The 18,442-nt window shown below is 66.1% G+C and carries 16 protein-coding genes; 13 read left to right on the top strand and 3 right to left on the bottom strand.

What is annotated here, in order from left to right; translation table 11 throughout:
* The first annotated feature begins 13 nt into the window (after positions 1–13).
* The 13 genes from U6115_RS11105 to U6115_RS11045 all read left to right on the top strand — a co-directional run bounded on the left by U6115_RS11105 (position 14) and on the right by U6115_RS11045 (position 12,563).
* Entirely contained in the window at positions 14–808 is a 795-nt protein-coding gene (locus U6115_RS11105; protein WP_043573461.1) for a siderophore-interacting protein, read from the top strand.
* Positions 809–1,287: 479 nt separating this feature from the next.
* A complete protein-coding gene (locus tag U6115_RS11100) occupies positions 1,288–1,998 on the top strand; it encodes a cupin domain-containing protein (RefSeq protein ID WP_052257957.1) in 711 nt (236 codons plus the stop codon).
* A 7-nt stretch (positions 1,999–2,005) separates the two neighbouring features.
* The gene (locus U6115_RS11095; protein ID WP_146008323.1) at positions 2,006–3,586 is read left to right on the top strand and encodes a class-II aminoacyl-tRNA synthetase family protein; all 1,581 of its coding nucleotides are present in this window, start codon (positions 2,006–2,008) and stop codon (positions 3,584–3,586) included.
* A 26-nt stretch (positions 3,587–3,612) separates the two neighbouring features.
* On the top strand, positions 3,613–4,689 hold the full coding sequence (locus tag U6115_RS11090) for a GTP cyclohydrolase II (RefSeq protein ID WP_052257956.1): 1,077 nt from the start codon (positions 3,613–3,615) through the stop codon (positions 4,687–4,689).
* Positions 4,690–4,698: 9 nt separating this feature from the next.
* Positions 4,699–5,391 carry a DUF6939 family protein gene (locus U6115_RS11085; RefSeq protein WP_043573455.1) on the top strand — a complete coding sequence of 231 codons (693 nt, stop codon included), beginning with the start codon at positions 4,699–4,701 and terminating at the stop codon, positions 5,389–5,391.
* Positions 5,388–6,770, top strand: a complete 1,383-nt coding sequence (locus U6115_RS11080) for a phenylacetate--CoA ligase family protein (protein WP_043573450.1) — start codon at positions 5,388–5,390, stop codon at positions 6,768–6,770. Before U6115_RS11085 ends, U6115_RS11080 begins: the two co-directional genes overlap by 4 nt.
* Positions 6,767–7,834 carry an Ldh family oxidoreductase gene (locus U6115_RS11075; RefSeq protein ID WP_052257955.1) on the top strand — a complete coding sequence of 356 codons (1,068 nt, stop codon included), beginning with the start codon at positions 6,767–6,769 and terminating at the stop codon, positions 7,832–7,834. The genes U6115_RS11080 and U6115_RS11075 overlap by 4 nt, the downstream gene beginning before the upstream one ends.
* On the top strand, positions 7,824–8,627 hold the full coding sequence (locus U6115_RS11070) for an HpcH/HpaI aldolase family protein (protein ID WP_080509621.1): 804 nt from the start codon (positions 7,824–7,826) through the stop codon (positions 8,625–8,627). The genes U6115_RS11075 and U6115_RS11070 overlap by 11 nt, the downstream gene beginning before the upstream one ends.
* Positions 8,628–8,712: 85 nt before the next feature.
* Positions 8,713–9,192, top strand: a complete 480-nt coding sequence (locus U6115_RS11065) for a YcjF family protein (protein ID WP_043573447.1) — start codon at positions 8,713–8,715, stop codon at positions 9,190–9,192.
* Between the two features lie 61 nt (positions 9,193–9,253).
* Positions 9,254–9,796, top strand: a complete 543-nt coding sequence (locus U6115_RS11060) for a hypothetical protein (RefSeq protein WP_043573445.1) — start codon at positions 9,254–9,256, stop codon at positions 9,794–9,796.
* A 9-nt stretch (positions 9,797–9,805) separates the two neighbouring features.
* Positions 9,806–9,967, top strand: coding sequence for a hypothetical protein (locus tag U6115_RS11055; protein WP_162837615.1), 162 nt, complete (start codon positions 9,806–9,808; stop codon positions 9,965–9,967).
* 33 nt (positions 9,968–10,000) lie between these two features.
* Positions 10,001–11,629, top strand: a complete 1,629-nt coding sequence (locus tag U6115_RS11050; protein ID WP_043573442.1) for a cyclic peptide export ABC transporter — start codon at positions 10,001–10,003, stop codon at positions 11,627–11,629.
* A complete protein-coding gene (locus U6115_RS11045) occupies positions 11,622–12,563 on the top strand; it encodes a prohibitin family protein (protein ID WP_052257954.1) in 942 nt (313 codons plus the stop codon). Before U6115_RS11050 ends, U6115_RS11045 begins: the two co-directional genes overlap by 8 nt.
* Here the strand turns inward: U6115_RS11045 and U6115_RS11040 are convergent.
* The 3 genes from U6115_RS11040 to purL form a co-directional block, all read right to left on the bottom strand.
* The gene (locus tag U6115_RS11040) at positions 12,499–13,779 is read right to left on the bottom strand and encodes a condensation domain-containing protein (RefSeq protein ID WP_043573439.1); all 1,281 of its coding nucleotides are present in this window, start codon (positions 13,777–13,779) and stop codon (positions 12,499–12,501) included. The two genes, U6115_RS11045 and U6115_RS11040, sit on opposite strands and share 65 nt — an antisense overlap.
* 46 nt (positions 13,780–13,825) lie before the next feature.
* On the bottom strand, positions 13,826–14,242 hold the full coding sequence (locus U6115_RS11035; protein WP_146008324.1) for a DUF6130 family protein: 417 nt from the start codon (positions 14,240–14,242) through the stop codon (positions 13,826–13,828).
* A 180-nt stretch (positions 14,243–14,422) separates the two neighbouring features.
* Complete coding sequence (gene purL, locus U6115_RS11030; RefSeq protein ID WP_043573437.1) at positions 14,423–18,382, bottom strand: phosphoribosylformylglycinamidine synthase; 3,960 nt, start codon at positions 18,380–18,382, stop codon at positions 14,423–14,425.
* Positions 18,383–18,442 lie beyond the last annotated feature (60 nt).

The raw sequence follows: 18,442 nt of genomic DNA, 5'->3' as shown, positions 1-18,442 counted from the left end.
TAAAGGACCACCCATGCGCCACGATCTGACCATACAAAAACTGCGCCACCCGCTGCAATTCCGCTTGCTGCGGGTTAGCCGCATAGAGCGGCTCGCCGGGCGCCTGCTGCGCGTCACCTTGAGCGGCGCCGACCTGGAAGGCTTCGCCTCCTCCTCATTCGACGACCACGTCAAGCTGTTCTTCCCCGCGCCCGGCGAGATCCGGCCCGTCAGCCCCTCCGTCGGCGAGGGCGGCATCGTCTTCCCGGCCGACCAAGCCAAGCCTGCGATGCGCGACTACACGCCGCGCCGTTACGCCGCCGACGCCGGCGAGCTGGACATAGACTTCGTGCTGCACGAAGGCGGCGTCGCCTCCGACTGGGCCGCCCAAGCCCAGGTCGGCCACTATCTGGGCGTAGGCGGACCGCGCGGCTCGCGCGTGGTGCCGACGGGATTCGACTGGCACTGGCTGATTGGCGACGAAACGGCGCTGCCGGCGATCAGCCGCCGGCTGGAAGAGCTGCCGGCCGACAGCCGCGGCGCCGCCGTCATCCTGGTAGACAACGCCGATGCCCGCCTGCCCCTTGGCGGCCCAGCCGGCATGGAAATCATCTGGCGCCAGCGCGACCGGCGACAAGACCTGCTGCAGACGGTGACGGAAATGCCCCTGCCGGGCGGCGATGGATATGTCTGGGCCGCAGGGGAAAGCGGCGAAATGCGCGCCGTGCATAAACATCTGCAGCTGCGCGGCGTGGACAAGGACAGGATGCGTGTGGCCGGCTACTGGAAACGCGGCGACGCCGGCGCGCATGAAACCATAGGCGAATAAGAGCAAACCCGTCGCAGCAGGCCAGGCCGCCCGCCTGCCTGCCTGCGGACGCAGGCATCGCGCAACAGCGGCCCCCTGGATGGATGCCGGCGATCACTCAATCGATCATCACGCCATGCCGAAAAACCATCGTCATTTTGAAAACATAATCGCGGTAAAACATTTTTATAACTGCATAAAAGCGTTTATATACTGATTTTCTCCATCTCAGCGCCCAACAATCCCCCGCCATCGCCATTCTCTGCAGCCGGCTTAAAATCCGCAGTCCAAAACGAATACCTGCATGAAAGCCCGGCGCGCCAGGCTTTCCAATGCCATCCCCCAGTAAAAATACTTATTCGTATCATCCGATAAAAAATATTGTGGCATAAAGGTATATCAAAAAAATCTTGCATTTTGGGTAAGCATTTCTACGCTGAAAAATCGCATACCGGCTGTTGAGTCTTCAGAATGTTGGTTGATTAGCAAAGGATATTGACATGGAAATGTTCGATATACGGCAACCTCTGTCGCGACACCATCTGGACCAGCGCTTTCCCTCTTGCCTGCACGTTCCCGCCGGCGTTCAGGAAACCCGGATCGAGCCTGGCTGCACCGCGTACGGCTTCGTGCAGCAGGGACAGATGCTCGTCTCCCATGCCGGCCTCAACCAGATGCTGCACGCCGGCATGTTCTTCTCGATTCCCGGCCCCGCCCTGCTCAGCCCCTTCGTCGGCCTGGTCGGCATCCGCCAGGACTATCACGGCGCGCCGCTGTACGGCGGCCCGATAGAACGGCTGGGCCGGCTGAAATACATCGACGGTTGCTCCGACAGCCTGCTGATTTCGCCGATGATCAAGGGCGACCCCTGCCTCAACTATCTTTACGTGCCACCGCATCTGCACCAAACCGCCCACACCCACCCATCGGTGCGCATCGGCATCATCATCGAAGGCGAAGGCTACTGTCTGACCGAACAGGAGCGCCTGGAACTGGTTGCCGGCAAGATCTTCGTGTTGCCGGCCGACGAAATCCATAGCTTCCACACCGAGCACAGCCCGCTGCGCATCGTGATCTATCACCCGGATTCCGACTTCGGCCCCACCCACGAAGAACATCCGATGATCAACCGCACCCTGGTGGATGGCGTCTCCCTGGCCGGCGACAACCCTTACCGCACCAGCAAAATCGCCGAATACGTAGCCAACTGAGCGCCCCATGCCAAGAGACGTTCACCCAGGCCCGCCCTGCCCCCAGCTTGGCGCCGACGCGCTGTCCGGCGCGTTGCCGCCGCTGCCTGCCTGGCTGGCAGACCCCAGACCAGCCGCGCCGCGCCTGCCGTGGCCGCCGCGCCCGGACAGGCGGGACCCCGGCCTGAGCCAGGGCGAGTTCGCCCGCCTGCTCAAGCACGCCGGCGTTTGCGATCTCGGCGCCGTGCCGGTGCCGGGCGCCTGCGTGCTGCTGCCGTGGGGGGTGGCGCTGAGCGAAAGGCTGGCGGGGCTGCTGCGCGCCGCCCTCGACGATCTGGGACTGGACGAATACGCCTATCCGCACGTGGTGCCGCAGGAATGTTTCGAGCCGATGGCCGATTTGCTCGATGCCGAACGCTGCCTGTTACAGGTCGCCACCGGCCACGACCGCGAACGCAACCGCCTGCGCGGCGTGCTGACGCCCACCGGCGAACAGGTGATCGCCAGCCACTGGCGGCAGCTGGTCACCCAGGCCGAGGCGCTGCCTATCCGCATGTTCCAGCGCGCGCGCTACTTCCGCCCGGTCAGTTCGGCCGACCGCAGCGGCAAAGGGGTGTTCGCCGCGCTGGAGGCGGCCGACGTCTTCGAATTCCACTGCTGCCACGCCGCCATGGAAGAGGCGCAGGGCGACCTGCAACGGCTGCACCTAGGGCTGGAACGGCTGGCAGAATCGCTTTGCCTGCCGCAATTTGTCGGCGTGCGCCCGCCCTGGGGCAACCGCGAAGCCCTGTACGAATGGGCGCTGGGCGGCGACACCCCGTTGCCCAGCGGCGAATGCGTGCAGACTTCGGCGCTGTATTTCCAAGGCCAGCGCTTGTCCAGCCGCTACGACATCGGCCTGGGCAAAGGCGAGCGGCGGCGGCACGCCTGGCAGCTGGACGGCTTCGCCAGCCGCAGGATGCTGTACGCCCAGCTATGCCTGTCGGCCAAGGCCGATGGCTCCCTGACGGTGCACCCGCAGCTGGCGGCGACCCAGGTGGCCATCCTGGCGCGCAGCCAGGATGAAGACGAACGGCGCTTTCTGGAGACGCTGCGGGAACAACTGAAGGCCCGCGGCCTGCGTCCGGCTCTGGAGCGCTGCGCCGATGCCCGGACGCTGACTTCGCGGATGCGGCAATGGCGGCACCGCGGCGCGCCGCTGCTGCTGCTGTATTTCGGCCGCCGCCACGCGCAAGACCAACCCAGGCTGCGCCTGTACCGCACCGATGCCGACCTCGAGCTGGAAGCCGCTGCGGACTGCGCAGCGGAGGCGCTGGCGCAGCAGCTGGCGGACGCGCTGGCCGACGTAGAAGCCGACGCGGGCGCCGATGTCCTGCGGCGCGCCCGCAGCCAGATCGCCTTCGCCGGCTCGGAGGCCGAAGCCAGGCAGGCGTTGGCGGCGCGCAAGAGCGTGATCGCGCCCGTCAGCCCGACCCGCCGCCACGCGGAGGCCGCGGCGGCGTGGCAAATGGGAGAGCTGTGCAGTTTCGCGGCGGCGGACGAACCCGCCCCATGCATTTTCTCAGGCCGACCGACCTGGGCGCGCGCCCTGCTGTCGCGACGCATCTGACCCCTATCTTGAGCAAAGGAGAAGACATGACAAGCAGCCATGCAGACCAGCTGGAAATGATAGTCGGGCCGGTGCGCCTGCCGCTGAAGATCGACGACAGCGTCAACTACTTCCAGCTGCACTACTTCGAATTCCAGGGCAAGCGCTGGGCCTGCGCGGCGCTTGGCGATCTCGCCGCGCAGGAAGCGGTGCCGCTGCGCATAGAATCGGCGTGCTTTTTCGGCCACGTGATGCATTCGCAGCAGTGCGACTGCGGCTTCCAGCTGGACGAAGCCTTCCGCCGCATCTCGCAGCGCCAGGGCGGGCTGGTGATCTACGGCATAGACCAGGATGCCCGCGGCCTGGGAATAGAAAAGCATTTCCGCATCTACGACTACCGGCAGAACCACCAACTGGACACCGATGAAGTCTACCAGCGCTTCCATGCCCCGCTGGATAGCCGCTCTTACGAGGCGGTGGCCGCCATCCTGCGCTTCCTCAAGGTGGAAAGCATCCTGCTAATGTCGAACAACCGCGCGCGGCTGGAGTTTCTGCGCGAACAGGGCTTCCGGGTGGAGCGCGACCAGATCGAGGCGCCGCTGACCCGCTACAACATGGCCACCATGATGCTGGAGAAGGAAGACCTGGCCTACCAATGGAGCTTCCAGACCCACGGCGACTGGCTGCGGCCGCTGCAGGACCAGGCGGAGGCGCATCCCGACCGCCGCGCCGCGCGCATCGTCCGCGACAACCAGCAGGTGGTGGCGGAATGGCAGGGCGACAGCTGGGACGTGGCCCGCCATCTGCTGGCTGGGCTGGCGCCGCAACCGGCAGGCGAGCTGGTGATCTACCTCAGCGATCTGCCCAGACTGGACGAACTGGCGGCCTACGCCGCCACCGGCGCCCGCTTCGTGGTGGTGCCTTTCGCCACCCTGCCAGGCTATCTGGAAACGGAAGCCCGCCGGCTCGGCATCAAGCTGCAGGACTGGGGCCGTGAAAACAAGTACGCGCAGCCTCGGCCGCAATGGCAACTGGAGGACCAAACCGGCGACAGCCACGTCTATCGCCGCGGCGATGAAAGACGGACCTGCCGCCGGGACGGCGCGGCGGATGCCGTAGCCTGAGTCGCCGCCATGCCCCATCTGGCCCTCTCCACCTCCAGGCAGGCCGCGCTGGCCGCCATGCAGGACGATGCCTCCGACTGCCTGATGGTGGACAGCTTCAACGGCGCGCCCGCCAATATGCGCGGCTTCCGCTGCTTCAATCCCTTCCAACTCTGGCCCGATCCCGTCATCCCGGTGCCGGGGCAGGCCGGACGGCTGGCGCGATCGGTCGAATCGGTGTGGCAGGGCTTGAAGCTGGTGGACGGGCGCACCGACTTCGAGCAGTTTCTGGCCGAGCCGCGCAAGCGGCCCAGCGACGATGAGCGCCGCCGCCAACCAGGCTACTGCTATTCGGACAGCCGCTTCATTTATGGCGACCGGCAGCTGGGCCTCCTGGAAGCCCGCTTCCTGATCTACCTGCCGACCTATCTGTTTCTGCTGGACAGGCTGGCCCCGGAGCCGGTGCTGCGGGAGCTGCGCCGGCACATCGCCGCCGATGGTCCGGTGCTGTTCTACGACTGGGACGCCAATCAGGACATCGCCGACACCAGTTCTTCGTTCAGCCACTCCGCCATTCTGGCCGCCTGGTTCAACGGCACGCTGGAGCGGCGCTACCGCGAGCTGGCCGGCCGCCTGCTGTCGCCCGCCGACAAACCGGCCTTCGACGCCGCGCTGGACGGCCTGCTCGGCCGCTATCGCGCCATCCATCGGGAGAAACCATGACGCTCAATCCGGCTCTGGCCCGCCGGCTGTACTGGGGCTGCGAAAAACTGCAAGGCCGCCAGGATGTGGCGCAACGCCTGCGTTGGCTGGAAGAAACCCAGCACCTGTCGCCGCAGGCTTGCCGCGAACTGCAAATGCGCAAGCTGCACGCGCTGCTCAGCCATGCCTACGAAAGCGTGCCCTATTACACCCGGGTGTTCCGCGAGCGCGGCCTGGTGCCCGACGACTTCAACTCGCTGGCCGACCTGGCCAAACTGCCGCTGCTGACCCGCCAGGAGCTGACCGCCAACCAGGCGGAGCTGATCTCCAGCCGCGCCGATCGCGCCACGCTGCAAACCAATTACAGCAGCGGCTCCACCGGCAAGCGCGCCTGCTTCGTCCAGGACGCCGACTTCAGGCTGTGGATGCGCGCCCACCAATTGCGCACCTACCGATGGTGCGCCGGCTGGAAAGTGGGCGAACCGTTCGCGCTGCTATGGGGCTCTTCCATCTACTGGAGCTTGAAAAGCGTGTCGGACCAGCTGAAGAATCTGCTCAGCAACCGGCGCGAATTCAACACCTTCCGGCTGTCTCCCGAATTGATCGGCCAGTTCACCCGCAGCCTGGCCAGCTTCAACCCGGTGCTGATCAGCACCTACACCAACGCCATGCACCTGATCGCCCGGCAAATGGAGCGCGAAGCGGTCAAGGTGCCGGCGCTGCGCGCCATCCAGGGCACCTCGGAGCCGCTGCCGCCCATCATCCGCGAGCGGCTGCAAAAGGTGTTCGGCTGCGAGGTGTACGACAAGTACGGCTCGCGCGAAACCAATATCGTCGCGCATGAAAGCCCCTGCCACGACGGCATGCTGATCCAGGTGGAAAACGTCGCGGAAGAATTCCTGCGCGACGACGGCGCCGCCTGCCAGCCCGGCGAAACCGGCCGGGTGGTGCTGACCACACTGAACAATTTCGCCATGCCGCTGATCCGCTACGAAACCAGCGATCTGGCCGCGCCGCTGTCCGGCCACTGCGCCTCCGGCCTCGGCCTGCCGCGCATGAGCCATGTCGCCGGCCGTCAGCAGGATCTGATCGTCACGCCCGACGGCGCCTATGTCGACGCTTACCTGTTCTCTTTCCTGATCATGCGCTTCGAGGAAATAGAATGGTTCCAGGTGGTGCAGGATAGCCTGGACAGCCTGCGCATCCGCTTGATGGCGCCGGCCGGCATCTCCCGCCAGCGCTGCGACGCCATCGTCGAGCGCATCCACCACCACACCGGCTACCCATTCCGCATCGAATTCGAACCATTCGACCGCATGCCGGAATCGCCCACCGGCAAATTCCGTCTGTGCGTGTCGGCGCTCAGCGACATCGGCACCCGCCATCCGGTGAACCCATGAACGCAGACATCGCGGTGGACGAGATGCGCGAACTGGCCACGCAAGCGCTGCAACGCTGCGGCGCCCCGTCCGCGCGGGCCCGGCAGGTGATCGACGACCTGCTGGAAAACGAACAGGTCGGCTATCCCTCGCACGGCATGCTGCGCCTGCTAGACTACGCCGCCGATATCCGCTCCGGCGCGCTCGACCCCGCCGCCCTGCCCGCCATCGAGCAGACCGCGGCCAATATCGCCATCGTCGATGGCAGGCGCGCCTTCGGCATCCTCGCCCGGCAGTCCATCGCCGAGGCCTTGCAGCGCATGTGCCGCGAGCAGCCCTTGGCCATGGTCTGCCTGCGGCATGGCCACCACCTTGGCAGGCTGGCGGCGCTAGGCCGCGAACTGGCCAGCGCCGCCCGGCAACCGCTGGCGGTGATGGGGTTTTGCAACTTCCAGGGCCGCGGCCAGAGGGTGGCCGCGCCCGGCGGCCGGCTGGGGCGGCTCTGCACCAATCCGCTGCTGCTGGCCTTCCCCTCCGCCGATGCCGACCCGGTGGTGCTGGACATGAGCACCACCGCCGTGTCCGAAGGCTATGTCCGGCGCCGCGCCCAAGAAGGCGCCGCGCTGCCTTCCGGCTGCCTGGTCGGCGCGGACGGAGAGCCGGCGCTCGATCCCGCCCTGCTCTACGCCCAGCCGCCGCAAGCTACGATGCAGCCGCTGGGCGGAGCCCTGGCCGGCCACAAAGGCTACGGGCTGGCGGTATTCATCGAATTGCTCGCCGGCGCGCTGGCCGGCGCCGGCCATGTCGCCCGACCGGAGGACGCAGGCAACGGCGGCTTGTTCCTGGCGATCAACCCGGCGCTCGCGCCATCCGGCCTAGCCGCCGTCAAAGCCGAGGCGGCCGCCATCGCCCGGCATTGCCGCGAGACCGGACAGGCTGGCCGTTTGGCCAGGATGCCCGGCGAAGGCTACGCCGAACGCCGCCGGGCCGCCGCCGCACGGGCCATACTGACACTTCCCGCCGCCACGCTAGACGCCATCCGGCATCTGGCCGGCCAGCACCAGGAGAACCCGCATGTCGAATGACGCGCCCTTCCATCCGCTATTGAATGCCGGCAATCCGATCAAGGACAAACTGGCTGCCGGCCGCACCTGTTTCGGACTGTTCCTGGTATCGGCCAGCGCGCTGATCGCCGAATGCTGCGCCACCCGCGGGCCGGACTGGCTGCTGGTGGACATGGAAGCGTCCCCGGCCGACCGCCGCGACTTGATCCAGATGCTGCAGGCGCTGAACGGATCCCACACCGCCGGCATGGTGAGGGTGGCCCGCAACGAGCGCCACTTGATCGAGGCGGCGCTGGACAGCGGCGCGCAGGGCCTGATGGTGCCCAAAGTAGACTCGGCGGCCGATGCCCGGGCAGTGGCGAATTGCGCCTATTACCCGCCGCGCGGCCGCCGCGGCGTCAACCCCATCCGCTGCTCCGCTTATTTTTCACGCCTGCCCGACTACTTCGCCGAAGCCAACCAGTCCTTGCTGACCATCGTCCAGATCGAGTCGGCGCAAGCGGTGGCCGAAGCCGACGACATCGCCGCCGTCGACGGCATAGACGTGCTGTTCATCGGCTGCGGCGACCTGGCCTGCGACCTGGGCCAGGCCGGCCAGGTGACCGGCGCGCTGATGGACGCCGCGATCGAACAAGTGCTCGAGGCCTGCCACCGCCACGGCAAGATCGCCGGCATCTTCGCCTACAGCCTGGAATTGGCGCAACGCTACGCCCGCCAGGGCTTCCGCTTCATCGCCTTCGGCAACGACATGAAACTGCTGGCGCAATCGCTGGAGCAACAGATGCGCAGCCTGGAGGAATTCGCTTCACCATGATGCGGCTCCCGCCATCGCATCATGGCGCTTGCAGACTGGCGGTTTGGCAAGCCTCTTTCATACGTCAAGACTTTGGGAGATCGAGATGGTCGCACACAATGAAACCAGCGCCGGCGTCGAACCGCGCCCCGCCTCCGGCCGCGAGCAGGAAGCGCTGGCGCTGATGCGCAGCTACATGCCCTGGGCGGCCGGCGCCGGCCTGGTGCCGGTGCCGCTGCTGGACATGGCAGTGATCGCTGGCGTGCAGCTGAAATTCCTGGCCAGGCTGTCGGCGCTGTACGACGTGCCGTTCAGCGAAAACCAGGCCAAGTCCATCATCGCCGCGCTGCTGGGCAGCGTGGTGCCGGCCAGCATCGCCACCACGGTGTTCTCGCTGCTCAAAGGCATTCCGCTCCTGGGCTTCGCCGCCAGCTTCCTGACGCTGCCGGCGTTGGGCGCCGCCTCCACTTATGCGCTGGGCAAGGTATTCATCCAGCACTTCGAGTCCGGCGGCACCTTCCTCAACCTCGATCCGCAGAAAGTGCGCAGCTATTACCAGGAACAGTTTGAACAAGCACAAAAATAACGCCCCGTCCCGGCCGCCGGCCTTGCGCCGCGGCCGGGACGCTTGCCGGAAGCCCTGCCCGATGAAGCCCTGCCCTCCCCGCCGGCCGCGCCGCGGCCTGCTGACACTCGCCTTTTGCGCCGCCGCGGCTTCGCACCCGGCCGCGCGCGCCGACTTCCCTTACGCCAAGGACCAGACATCCCCGGTGCAGACCGCCACGCAGAACCTGCCGACACAACGCGGCTCCATCGACATCGCCATCAGCCAGGCGCATGTCTACGGCCTGGACACGCCCGGCTCGCATAGCTATTGCTCGCCATCGATCAAAATCATCAATCACGCGTCGGACACGCTGCGCACGCTGATCCTCGGCATCGAATACCACAAGAACGGCAGCCGCGAGTCCTCCGGCTCTTCGGTGGTCAATCTGACTTCGCCGCTGGAGCCGGACAATTACAGCACCACCTATTTCAATCCGCTGAATGTCGCCAGTTGCAAGGACCTGCAAGGCGCCGTCACTGTGCTGAGCTGCCAGTACGCCTTCAATGGCGATTGCGGGGCCGATGTGCGCGCCATCGGCTTCGGCGCCATCCCGCTGCAGCGCGCCGCCGGCAAGAAACCATGAGGCCACGCCATGATTATTTATTCCTACCTGGGACTATGCCTGGTGGTCGCCTACATGGGCAGACACACCCGGCTGGGCTTTCTGCGCACCATGCTGTTCTCGATATTCATGACGCCGGTGCTGATGATGATCTATCTGCTGATCGCCTACGCCACCGACGAACGCCGCTGAAACCCACCACGCCGCCACCCATCGCCTACTGAAATGCTGCTATCCAAATTCCTTTTCCAAAACAGCAAGCTGCCGATGAAACGGCTGGGCGTGATGGCCGCGCTGGCCAGCGCCTCCAACGCCGGCCTGTTGGCGGTGATCAATCACGCCGCCGAGCACATCAAGGACGTGGACATGCAGTTCTTCCACGTGCTCATCTACGGCCTGGTGCTGACCCTGTACATCTACAGCCAGCGCTATGTGCTGCTGGCTACCTGCGACGAGGTGGAGGACATCGTCCACCAGATCCGCTGCCGGATGGTGAAGACCTTGCAGTCGTGCGAGCTGGCCATGCTGGAGCACAGCGGCCACGGCCGCATCTATTCGGCCATCTGCAACGATACCCAGACCCTGTCGCAGGCGGCCTGCACCATCGTGCTGGGCTTCCAGTCCATCATCCTGATCGTGTTCGCGTCGCTGTACATTGCCTGGCTGTCCCTGATGTCGCTGCTGCTGATCATTGCGGTGATGGCGATCGCCACCCTGATCTACTGGGCCAAGATGAAATCGGTGCATGCGATGCTGTACCAGGCCAACGAACAGGAAAGCCGGCTGCACGACCAGATCGGCAGCCTGCTCAGCGGCTTCAAGGAGGTCAAGCTGTCCAGCCGCCGCGCCGAGGCGCTGATAGACGATGTCGAAACCACGTCGGAAATCACCGCCCAGTTGCGCAAGGTGGCGCAGCGCGGCATCTCCATCAACTTCATGTTCGCCCAGATCGCGCTGTTCCTGGTGCTGGGCAGCATGGTGTTCGTGCTGCCGGTGTTTTCGCCGGCCTATACCGACACGGTGATGAAAACGCTGACCGCGGTGCTGTTCCTGGTGGGGCCGATCTCCGGCATCATCGCCGCCATTCCGCAGATCGCCACTGCAACAGCCGCGGTGGAAAACCTGCAGGAGCTGGAGCGCGCGCTGGCCAGCCATGCCCAGGCCGCGCAAACCGCGGCCGACGAAGCGGCCGCCTTCCGCAGCCTGGAATTGAAGAACATCCATTTCCGCCATGAACGCAGCGATGGCCAGGGCTTCGCCATCGGCCCGATCAATCTATCCATCCAGGCCGGCGAAATCATTTTCATCACCGGCGGCAACGGCTCCGGCAAATCCACACTGATCAAGCTGCTCACCGCGCTGTACCCGCCCTCCGGCGGCTCGCTGCTGCTGAACGGCCGCGCGGTGGCGGCGGAGCGGGCGCAGGCCTACCGCAACCACATCTGCGCGGTTTTCTCCGATTTTCACCTGTTCGACAAGCTATACGGGCTGGAGGACTGGAGCCGGGACGAGGCGGAGCGGCTGCTGGAGGAGATGGAAATCGCCGACAAGGCCGAAATGGGGGAATACGGCTTCAACACCATCGACCTCTCCACCGGCCAACGCAAGCGCCTGGCGCTGATCGCGGCGATGCTGGAACACAAGCCCTTGTGCGTGCTCGACGAATGGGCGGCCGACCAAGACCCTCATTTCCGGCGCAAATTCTACGAAACGCTGGTTCCCAGCCTCCGCGAACGGGGCATGACCCTGATCGCCGTCACCCACGACGACCGCTACTTCCATCTGGCCGACCGCCGGCTGCACATGGAAGATGGCCGCCTGTACGAACTTGGCGAGGAAAGCCACCATGCCTGATGCCGCAGCCAGCGCCGTTCCGCGCCCGCCGCTCCGCCGTTTCGAAGCCTGGCTCCGAGAGCTGACCATTCCCCTCACGGTCGCCTTCGCCATTTTCATCTTCCTGCTGCCGCTGATGATCTACACCATCCGTCCCGGCCAACTGGGCGTGCAATGGAAACGCTTCCAGGGCGGCACCCAGCTTGATCACATCTATGGCGAAGGCACCCACATCATCCTGCCATGGGACCACATCTACATCTACGACGCCCGACTGCAGCGCGTGGAACGCGAGTTCGACGTGCTGTCGTCGGATGGCCTGACGATGAAGGTCAGCATGGCCTGGCGCTTCCGCGTCAATCCGTCCAACCTGCCCTACCTGCACCGCTACGCCGGCGAGAACTACGCCGAAACCTTGATCGCGCCCAGCGTCGGCGCCCGCACCCGCGATGTGATCGCCTATTACCGGCCGGAACAGGTCTACACCCAGTCGCGGCTCACCATCCAGCAGCAAATACTGTCCTCGGTGCGTTACGACCTGATCAACAACTTCAACCCCGACGGCCGCAAGGGCTTGAAATGGGTGGAAATCGAGGACGTGCTGATCAAGGGCGTCACGCTGCCGCGGGGCGTGCAGGACGCCATCATCAAGAAAAACGCCGCCTACCAGGAAATGCAGACCTACAACTTCCTGCTGAGCAAGGAGGAAAAAGAGGCCGAACGCAAGCGGATAGAAGCCACCGGCATCCGCCATTTCCAGGAAATCGTCAGCAACGGCATGAGCGACAGCTATCTGCGCTGGCGCGGCATCGAAGCCACCGTCCAGCTGGCCAAGTCCGACAATGCCAAGGTGGTGGTGATAGGCGCCGGCGCCAACGGCCTGCCGCTGATCATGAACATGGATGACAAGAAGGCGGAGGCGAGCAAGCCGAAGGCGCGGCCGCGCAAACCATGAGCGTCATCCGCTCCAGCAGCGCCTGGGCGCGCTCCCGGCCCACGCTGGCGTCGTTGTAAATCAGATCCAGCGCCCAGCGTTCGCCGAACTGCGTCGCCATCAGCTCGGTATCGGCCCCGGCCCAGTTAAGCGCGGCGCCCAGGTCGGGCCGCCATTGCGCCGCCATGCCTGGATACGCGTAATCCAGCTGGAAGTGCGGCCGCGGGTTGAACTGATGGCGCGCCGGCCAATGGCACAGGCCCAGCGCGCCATGGCTGGCGAACAAGTCAGGGCGCAAACTGCGCAGCAGGTGCAGCACCGGCAGCGAGCGCGCCTCGCAGTCGCGCACCGCCTGCCTGGCCGCGTCGCTGGCCGCGGTCAGGCCATCCCCCGGACGCAGCGGCAGCGGAATCGGCAAGGCGTTGGAGAACAAGCCCAGGGTATTGCGCTGAGCCAGCGCGCGGTTGCCCATGCTGAGATTGACCACCAGCGGCTGGCTGGGCGCCATCTCGCGCAGCGCCAGCGCATAAGCCGCCAGCAACATGCTCCTCACCGCCTCCGCCCTCATCCCCGCGCCCACCCCGGGCGGCAACTCGCGATGCACCCATCCCGCCGGCCGCGCCAGCCCTGGCGGCGGCTCGACCGCGTCCATCACGGCGGACAACGCGTCGCGCCACCATGCCAGTCTCTGCGCGCCGACTGCGCCGCCAAGCAAACGCTCTTCCTCCTCCAGCGCCTCCCGCACCGGCCGCCCCGCGGGAACGGCAGGCGCCGGGCAGCCCGCCAGCCGCGCGCCGTACTCCCTGAGCAGCTGCTGCAGGAATAAATGCACCGACCAACCGTCCAGCAGCGCGTGGTGGAAAGTCAGGATCATGGCGCTATTCCCGCCCTCCGTGTCCACCAGCGTGAAGCGGCACAGCGGCGGCGTCGCCAGGTCGAACGGCTCGGCATTGTCGCGCGCCGCCAACCGGCGCAAGCCCGCCTCCCAATCCGCCGCCGCCAAGCTTTCATGCCGGCAGGCCGGCTCGCCCGGCTCGCCCAGCCGCGCCGCCGCCTCTTCGCCGTCGCGGACGAAGCCCAGGCGGAATGCATCGTGCCTGGCCAAAACCTGCCGCAGCGCCGCGCGCCATAATCCAGGCGCCGCCGGCCCCTGCATCAGCGCGGTGATGGTGATGTGCAGGTGTATCCCCTGCCAGGACGAACGGATGAAAAACTCCTGATTGGATTTGACCCGCATGTTTCCTCGCAAGAAACAGGCCGCCACCGCGGCCTGGAGATGAAAATCAATGGGCGCGCCGAGAGTCTCCGGCGCTTACGCTGAAGGATACTTGCCGCGCATCCAGCGGTTGGTGATTGGGCGCGGCCAGCTCCAGGCGGAGCTGATGCGGCCCCGGCGGCAAGCCCACCAGCACCAGCGGATCGGGCGTGGCGTGCACCCAATGCCAGGCCGCCCCGTCCAGATACACGTGCAGGTGGCCGACTCCCCGCAGCGCTGCGGGAACCGGCTCCCCGGCAGGCGCGTAGCGCGGCGCCAGCCGGATCTGTTCGGCGTGGAAGCGGACAATCAGCGCATTGCCCACCGCCTGGCCATCGACGGGAGACTCGATCACCAGTTTCGGCGCCGGCGCATCCGCGGCCTGAGCCGGCGCGCAGCAGGCCAAAGCCAGCAAGGCCAACCATCCCGATAGTCTATTGGTCATCCCCATTCCTCATCGCTTGGGCTTCCGCCGCCGTCATCGTGAGCGCGCAGCCTGGCGGCCCGCCGGAACGCCATTGTCATTATGGTTGGCCACGCCCATAGCGCAAGCGCTTCACGCGCGCGCAAAAAAAACGGAAGCCGCAGCTTCCGTTTGCCTTGCCTGCGCGCAAGCGCGCCCCGATCAGCCCACCCAGCGGCGCGCCGAGGCGAACATGCGGAACCAGGCGCCGTTTTCGCCCCAATCCGCCGGATGCCAGCTGTTCTGCACGGTGCGGAACACCCGCTCCGGGTGCGGCATCATGATGGTGAAGCGGCCATCCGGCGTGGTGACGCCGGTGATGCCCGCCGGCGAGCCGTTGGGGTTGAGCGGATACGTTTCGGTGGCGCGACCGTCGAAGTCGATGTAGCGCAGCGCGGTCAGCGCCTGCTCCTGGCTGCCCGGCGCGAACACCGCGCGGCCTTCGCCGTGGCTCACCACCACCGGCAGACGGCTGCCCACCATGTCTGCGAGGAAGATCGACGGCGAAGCGGTGACTTCCACCATCGCGAAGCGCGCCTCGAACTGCTCCGACGCGTTGCGGCGGAACTTCGGCCAATACTCGGCGCCCGGGATGATGGACGACAGGTTGGACATCATCTGGCAGCCGTTGCACACGCCCAGCGCAAAGGTATCCTCGCGGCCGAAGAAGGCCTCGAACTGTTCGCGGGCGCGCGGATTGAACAGGATGCTCTTCGCCCAGCCTTCGCCGGCGCCCAGCACGTCGCCGTAGCTGAAGCCGCCGCAGGCGGCCAGGCCCTTGAAGTCGGCCAGCGAGACGCGGCCGGCGATGATGTCGCTCATGTGCACGTCCACCGCCTCGAAGCCGGCGCGGTCGAACGCCGCCGCCATCTCCAGCTGGCCGTTGACGCCCTGCTCGCGCAGGACGGCCATGCGCGGCCGCGCGCCGGCGGCGATGAACGGCGCCGACGGATCGCCATGCACGTCGAAGCTCAGCTGGGCGAACAAGCCGCGCGGCTTGGCGTGGCTGCGCAGCAGCTGCTCGCTGTCGGCGCAGGCCGGATTGTCGCGCAGGCGCTGCATGCGGGCGCTGGTTTCCGACCAGGCGCAGAACAGCTCGCTGCGGCTTTCGCTGAACAGGTCCTTGCCCTTGTGCTTGATCACCAGCCGGTCGTAGCCGTTGACGCGGCCCAGCACGAACAGCTCGCGGCCGATGCCGGCCTTCATGAAGCGCGAGATCACTTCCGGGGTGTCGCCCTTGCGCACCTGCAGCACCGCGCCCAGCTCCTCATTGAACAGCACGCGCATGATGCGGCCGTGGGTGGCCGCTTCCAACGATGGCTGCACGTAGTCGTCGATGATGCGCTGGGTATTCTGGCGCTCGATCACCAGCTCCTGCAGATCGACGCTGATGCCGACATGGCTGGCGAACATCATTTCCGCCAGCGTGGCGAACAGGCCGCCGTCGGAGCGGTCGTGGTAAGCCAGGAGCTTGTCGTCGCGCAGCAGCGACTGCACGGTGTTGAAGAAGGCGGCCAGCTGTTGCGGACTTTCCACATCGGGCGAGCGGCCCTTCATGTCCTTCCACACCTGGCCGTAGATCGAGCCGCCCAGGCGGCAGCGGCCGTAGCCCAGGTCGATCAGGATGAGGTCGCTGTCCTTGACGTCCTGCAGCACCGGGGTGACGGTCTTGCGCACATCCTCGACCGGCGAGAAAGCGGAAATCACCACCGACATCGGCGCGGTGACGGCCTTCTGCTCGCCGCCATCCTGCCAAACCGTCTTCATCGACAGCGAGTCCTTGCCCACCGGAATGCTGACGCCCAGGCTCTGGCTCAGCTCGGACACCGCCTCCACCGTGCGGTACAGGCGCACGTCCTCGCCGGGGTGGCCCGCCGGCGCCATCCAGTTGGCGGACAGCTTGACGTTGCCCAGGTGGCCGACGAAGGCGGCGGCGATATTGGTCAGCGCCTCGCCTATCGCCATGCGGCCGGAGGCCGGCGCGCTGAACAGCGCGGCCGGGGTGCGCTCGCCCATCGCCATCGCTTCGCCGCGATAGGTGTTGAAGCCCATGGTGGTGACGGCCACGTCGGCCACCGGCACCTGCCAGCGGCCCACCATCTGGTCGCGCGCCGTCATGCCGCCGACGCTGCGGTCGCCGATGGTGATCAGGAAGGACTTGTCGGCCACGGTGGGGTGGCGCAGCACGCGGTAGGCGGTTTCGCGCAGCGGGTATTTGGACGCGTCGAACACCTGGTAGTCAGGCTCCACCGTCTTCACATCGCGGGTCATGCGCGGCGGCTTGCCCAGCAGCACTTCCAGCGGCATGTCCACCGGGTTGTTGTCGAAATGGTCGTCGCGCACCTGCAGATGGCCGTCGTCGGTGGCCGTGCCCAGCACCGCGAACGGGCAGCGCTCGCGCTCGCACAGCGCGCTGAAGCGCTCCAGGTCCTGCGGCAGCACCGCCATCACGTAGCGCTCCTGCGCCTCGTTGGACCAGATCTGCATCGGCGTCATGCCCTTTTCTTCCAGGTGCACCTTGCGCAGATGGAAGACCGCGCCGCGGCCGGCGTCGTTGACCAGCTCCGGGAAGGCGTTGGACAGCCCGCCGGCGCCGACGTCATGGATGGAGACGATGGGGTTGGCTTCGCCCAGCTGCCAGCAGCGGTCGATGACTTCCTGGCAGCGGCGCTCGATTTCCGGGTTGCCGCGCTGCACCGAGTCGAAGTCCAGGTTTTCGCTGTTGGCCCCGGTGTCCATCGACGAGGCGGCGCCGCCCCCCAGGCCGATCAGCAGGCCGGGGCCGCCCAGTTGGATCAGCAGCGCGCCTTCCGGGATTTCGTTCTTGTGGATCTGCTGCTGCTGGATGTTGCCCAGGCCGCCCGCCAGCATGATGGGCTTGTGGTAGCCGCGCATCTCGCCGTGCACTTCCTCTTCGAAGGTGCGGAAGTAGCCGGTGAGGTTGGGACGGCCGAACTCGTTGTTGAACGCCGCGCCGCCTATCGGACCTTCCAGCATGATCTGCAGCGCCGAGGCGATGCGGCCCGGCTTGCCGTACTCGGCCTGGCCGTCGCGGTATTGCTCCCACGGCTGCTTGAAGCCCGGGATGTTCAGGTTGGACACCGAGAAGCCGGTGAGGCCGGCCTTGGGACGCGAACCGCGACCGGTGGCGCCTTCGTCGCGGATCTCGCCGCCGTTGCCGGTGGAGGCGCCGGCGAAAGGCGAAATGGCGGTCGGGTGGTTATGCGTCTCCACCTTCATCAGGATGTCGGTGGGCTCGCTGTTGTATCCGTAGCGGTGGCTGCCGGGCTGCGGGTAGAAGCGCTCGATGAAAGCGCCCTCTATCACCGAGGCATTGTCCTTGTAGGCCACCAGCGTGCCTTGCGGATGGGCGTCGTGGGTATCGCGGATCATGCGGAACAGCGACTTGCCCTGCTCGACGCCGTCGATGACGAATTGCGCGTTGAAGATCTTGTGGCGGCAGTGCTCGGAGTTGGCCTGCGCGAACATCATCAGTTCGACGTCGCTGGGATTGCGTCCCAGCTTGACGAAGTTTTCCACCAAGTAGTCGACTTCGTCTTCGGACAACGCGAGGCCCAGCTTGGCGTTGGCGGCCGCCAGCGCCTCGCGGCCGCCGGCCAGCACGTCGACGCGGTCCATCGGCTGCGGGTCGATATGGACGAACAGTTTCTCCACCTCGTCGAACGAGGCCAGCACCGTTTCGGTCATCCTATCGTGCAAGAGGCCCGCCAGAATGTGGCGAGCCTCTTTACTTAAAGATTTATCGGCGGACTTGATTCGGAAAGCCGTGCCGCGTTCGATCCTGCGGATTCTTGGCAATCCGCAGTGCCGGGCGATGTCGGTGGCCTTGGACGCCCACGGCGACAAGGTGCCGATGCGCGGCGTCACCAGGAACAGTTCGCCTTCCGGCTCGGCGCTGAGCGGCGGCTCGCCGTAGCTGAGCAATTGGCCCAGCACGCCCACCTCTTCCAGCGTCAGCTCGCTGTCGCTTTCCGCAAAATGCCAATACTCGGCCATCAGGACCAGATCCTTCAAACCGGCATCGGCAGCTGCCGCCTGCAGTTTTTCGAGACGAAACGGTGACAGGGCAACGCCACCGCGCAGCTTGGTAATGTAAGACATTAGACACCCGCGACAAGTACCAGGAAAGGGCGTCATAATACAGCAAAACATCGCTGCATT

Source organism: Chromobacterium subtsugae, from assembly GCF_035919665.1.
GTDB classification, from domain to species: Bacteria; Pseudomonadota; Gammaproteobacteria; order Burkholderiales; family Chromobacteriaceae; genus Chromobacterium; species Chromobacterium subtsugae.
The sequence above is the reverse complement of the archived record's forward strand: the minus strand, read 5'-3'. Positions and strand labels throughout refer to the sequence as shown.

What these genes read in the sequence shown, in the direction of transcription:
- U6115_RS11070 (WP_080509621.1), top strand. Translation starts at nt 7,824, where the DNA reads ATGTCGAATGACGCGCCCTTCCATCCGCTATTGAATGCCGGCAATCCG.
- U6115_RS11080 (WP_043573450.1), top strand. Translation starts at nt 5,388, where the DNA reads ATGACGCTCAATCCGGCTCTGGCCCGCCGGCTGTACTGGGGCTGCGAA.
- U6115_RS11075 (WP_052257955.1), top strand. Translation starts at nt 6,767, where the DNA reads ATGAACGCAGACATCGCGGTGGACGAGATGCGCGAACTGGCCACGCAA.
- U6115_RS11050 (WP_043573442.1), top strand. Translation starts at nt 10,001, where the DNA reads ATGCTGCTATCCAAATTCCTTTTCCAAAACAGCAAGCTGCCGATGAAA.
- U6115_RS11085 (WP_043573455.1), top strand. Translation starts at nt 4,699, where the DNA reads ATGCCCCATCTGGCCCTCTCCACCTCCAGGCAGGCCGCGCTGGCCGCC.
- U6115_RS11060 (WP_043573445.1), top strand. Translation starts at nt 9,254, where the DNA reads ATGAAGCCCTGCCCTCCCCGCCGGCCGCGCCGCGGCCTGCTGACACTC.
- U6115_RS11105 (WP_043573461.1), top strand. Translation starts at nt 14, where the DNA reads ATGCGCCACGATCTGACCATACAAAAACTGCGCCACCCGCTGCAATTC.
- U6115_RS11045 (WP_052257954.1), top strand. Translation starts at nt 11,622, where the DNA reads ATGCCTGATGCCGCAGCCAGCGCCGTTCCGCGCCCGCCGCTCCGCCGT.
- U6115_RS11100 (WP_052257957.1), top strand. Translation starts at nt 1,288, where the DNA reads ATGGAAATGTTCGATATACGGCAACCTCTGTCGCGACACCATCTGGAC.
- U6115_RS11065 (WP_043573447.1), top strand. Translation starts at nt 8,713, where the DNA reads ATGGTCGCACACAATGAAACCAGCGCCGGCGTCGAACCGCGCCCCGCC.
- U6115_RS11090 (WP_052257956.1), top strand. Translation starts at nt 3,613, where the DNA reads ATGACAAGCAGCCATGCAGACCAGCTGGAAATGATAGTCGGGCCGGTG.
- U6115_RS11035 (WP_146008324.1), bottom strand. Translation starts at nt 14,242, where the DNA reads ATGACCAATAGACTATCGGGATGGTTGGCCTTGCTGGCTTTGGCCTGC.
- U6115_RS11055 (WP_162837615.1), top strand. Translation starts at nt 9,806, where the DNA reads ATGATTATTTATTCCTACCTGGGACTATGCCTGGTGGTCGCCTACATG.
- U6115_RS11040 (WP_043573439.1), bottom strand. Translation starts at nt 13,779, where the DNA reads ATGCGGGTCAAATCCAATCAGGAGTTTTTCATCCGTTCGTCCTGGCAG.
- U6115_RS11095 (WP_146008323.1), top strand. Translation starts at nt 2,006, where the DNA reads ATGCCAAGAGACGTTCACCCAGGCCCGCCCTGCCCCCAGCTTGGCGCC.
- purL (WP_043573437.1), bottom strand. Translation starts at nt 18,382, where the DNA reads ATGTCTTACATTACCAAGCTGCGCGGTGGCGTTGCCCTGTCACCGTTT.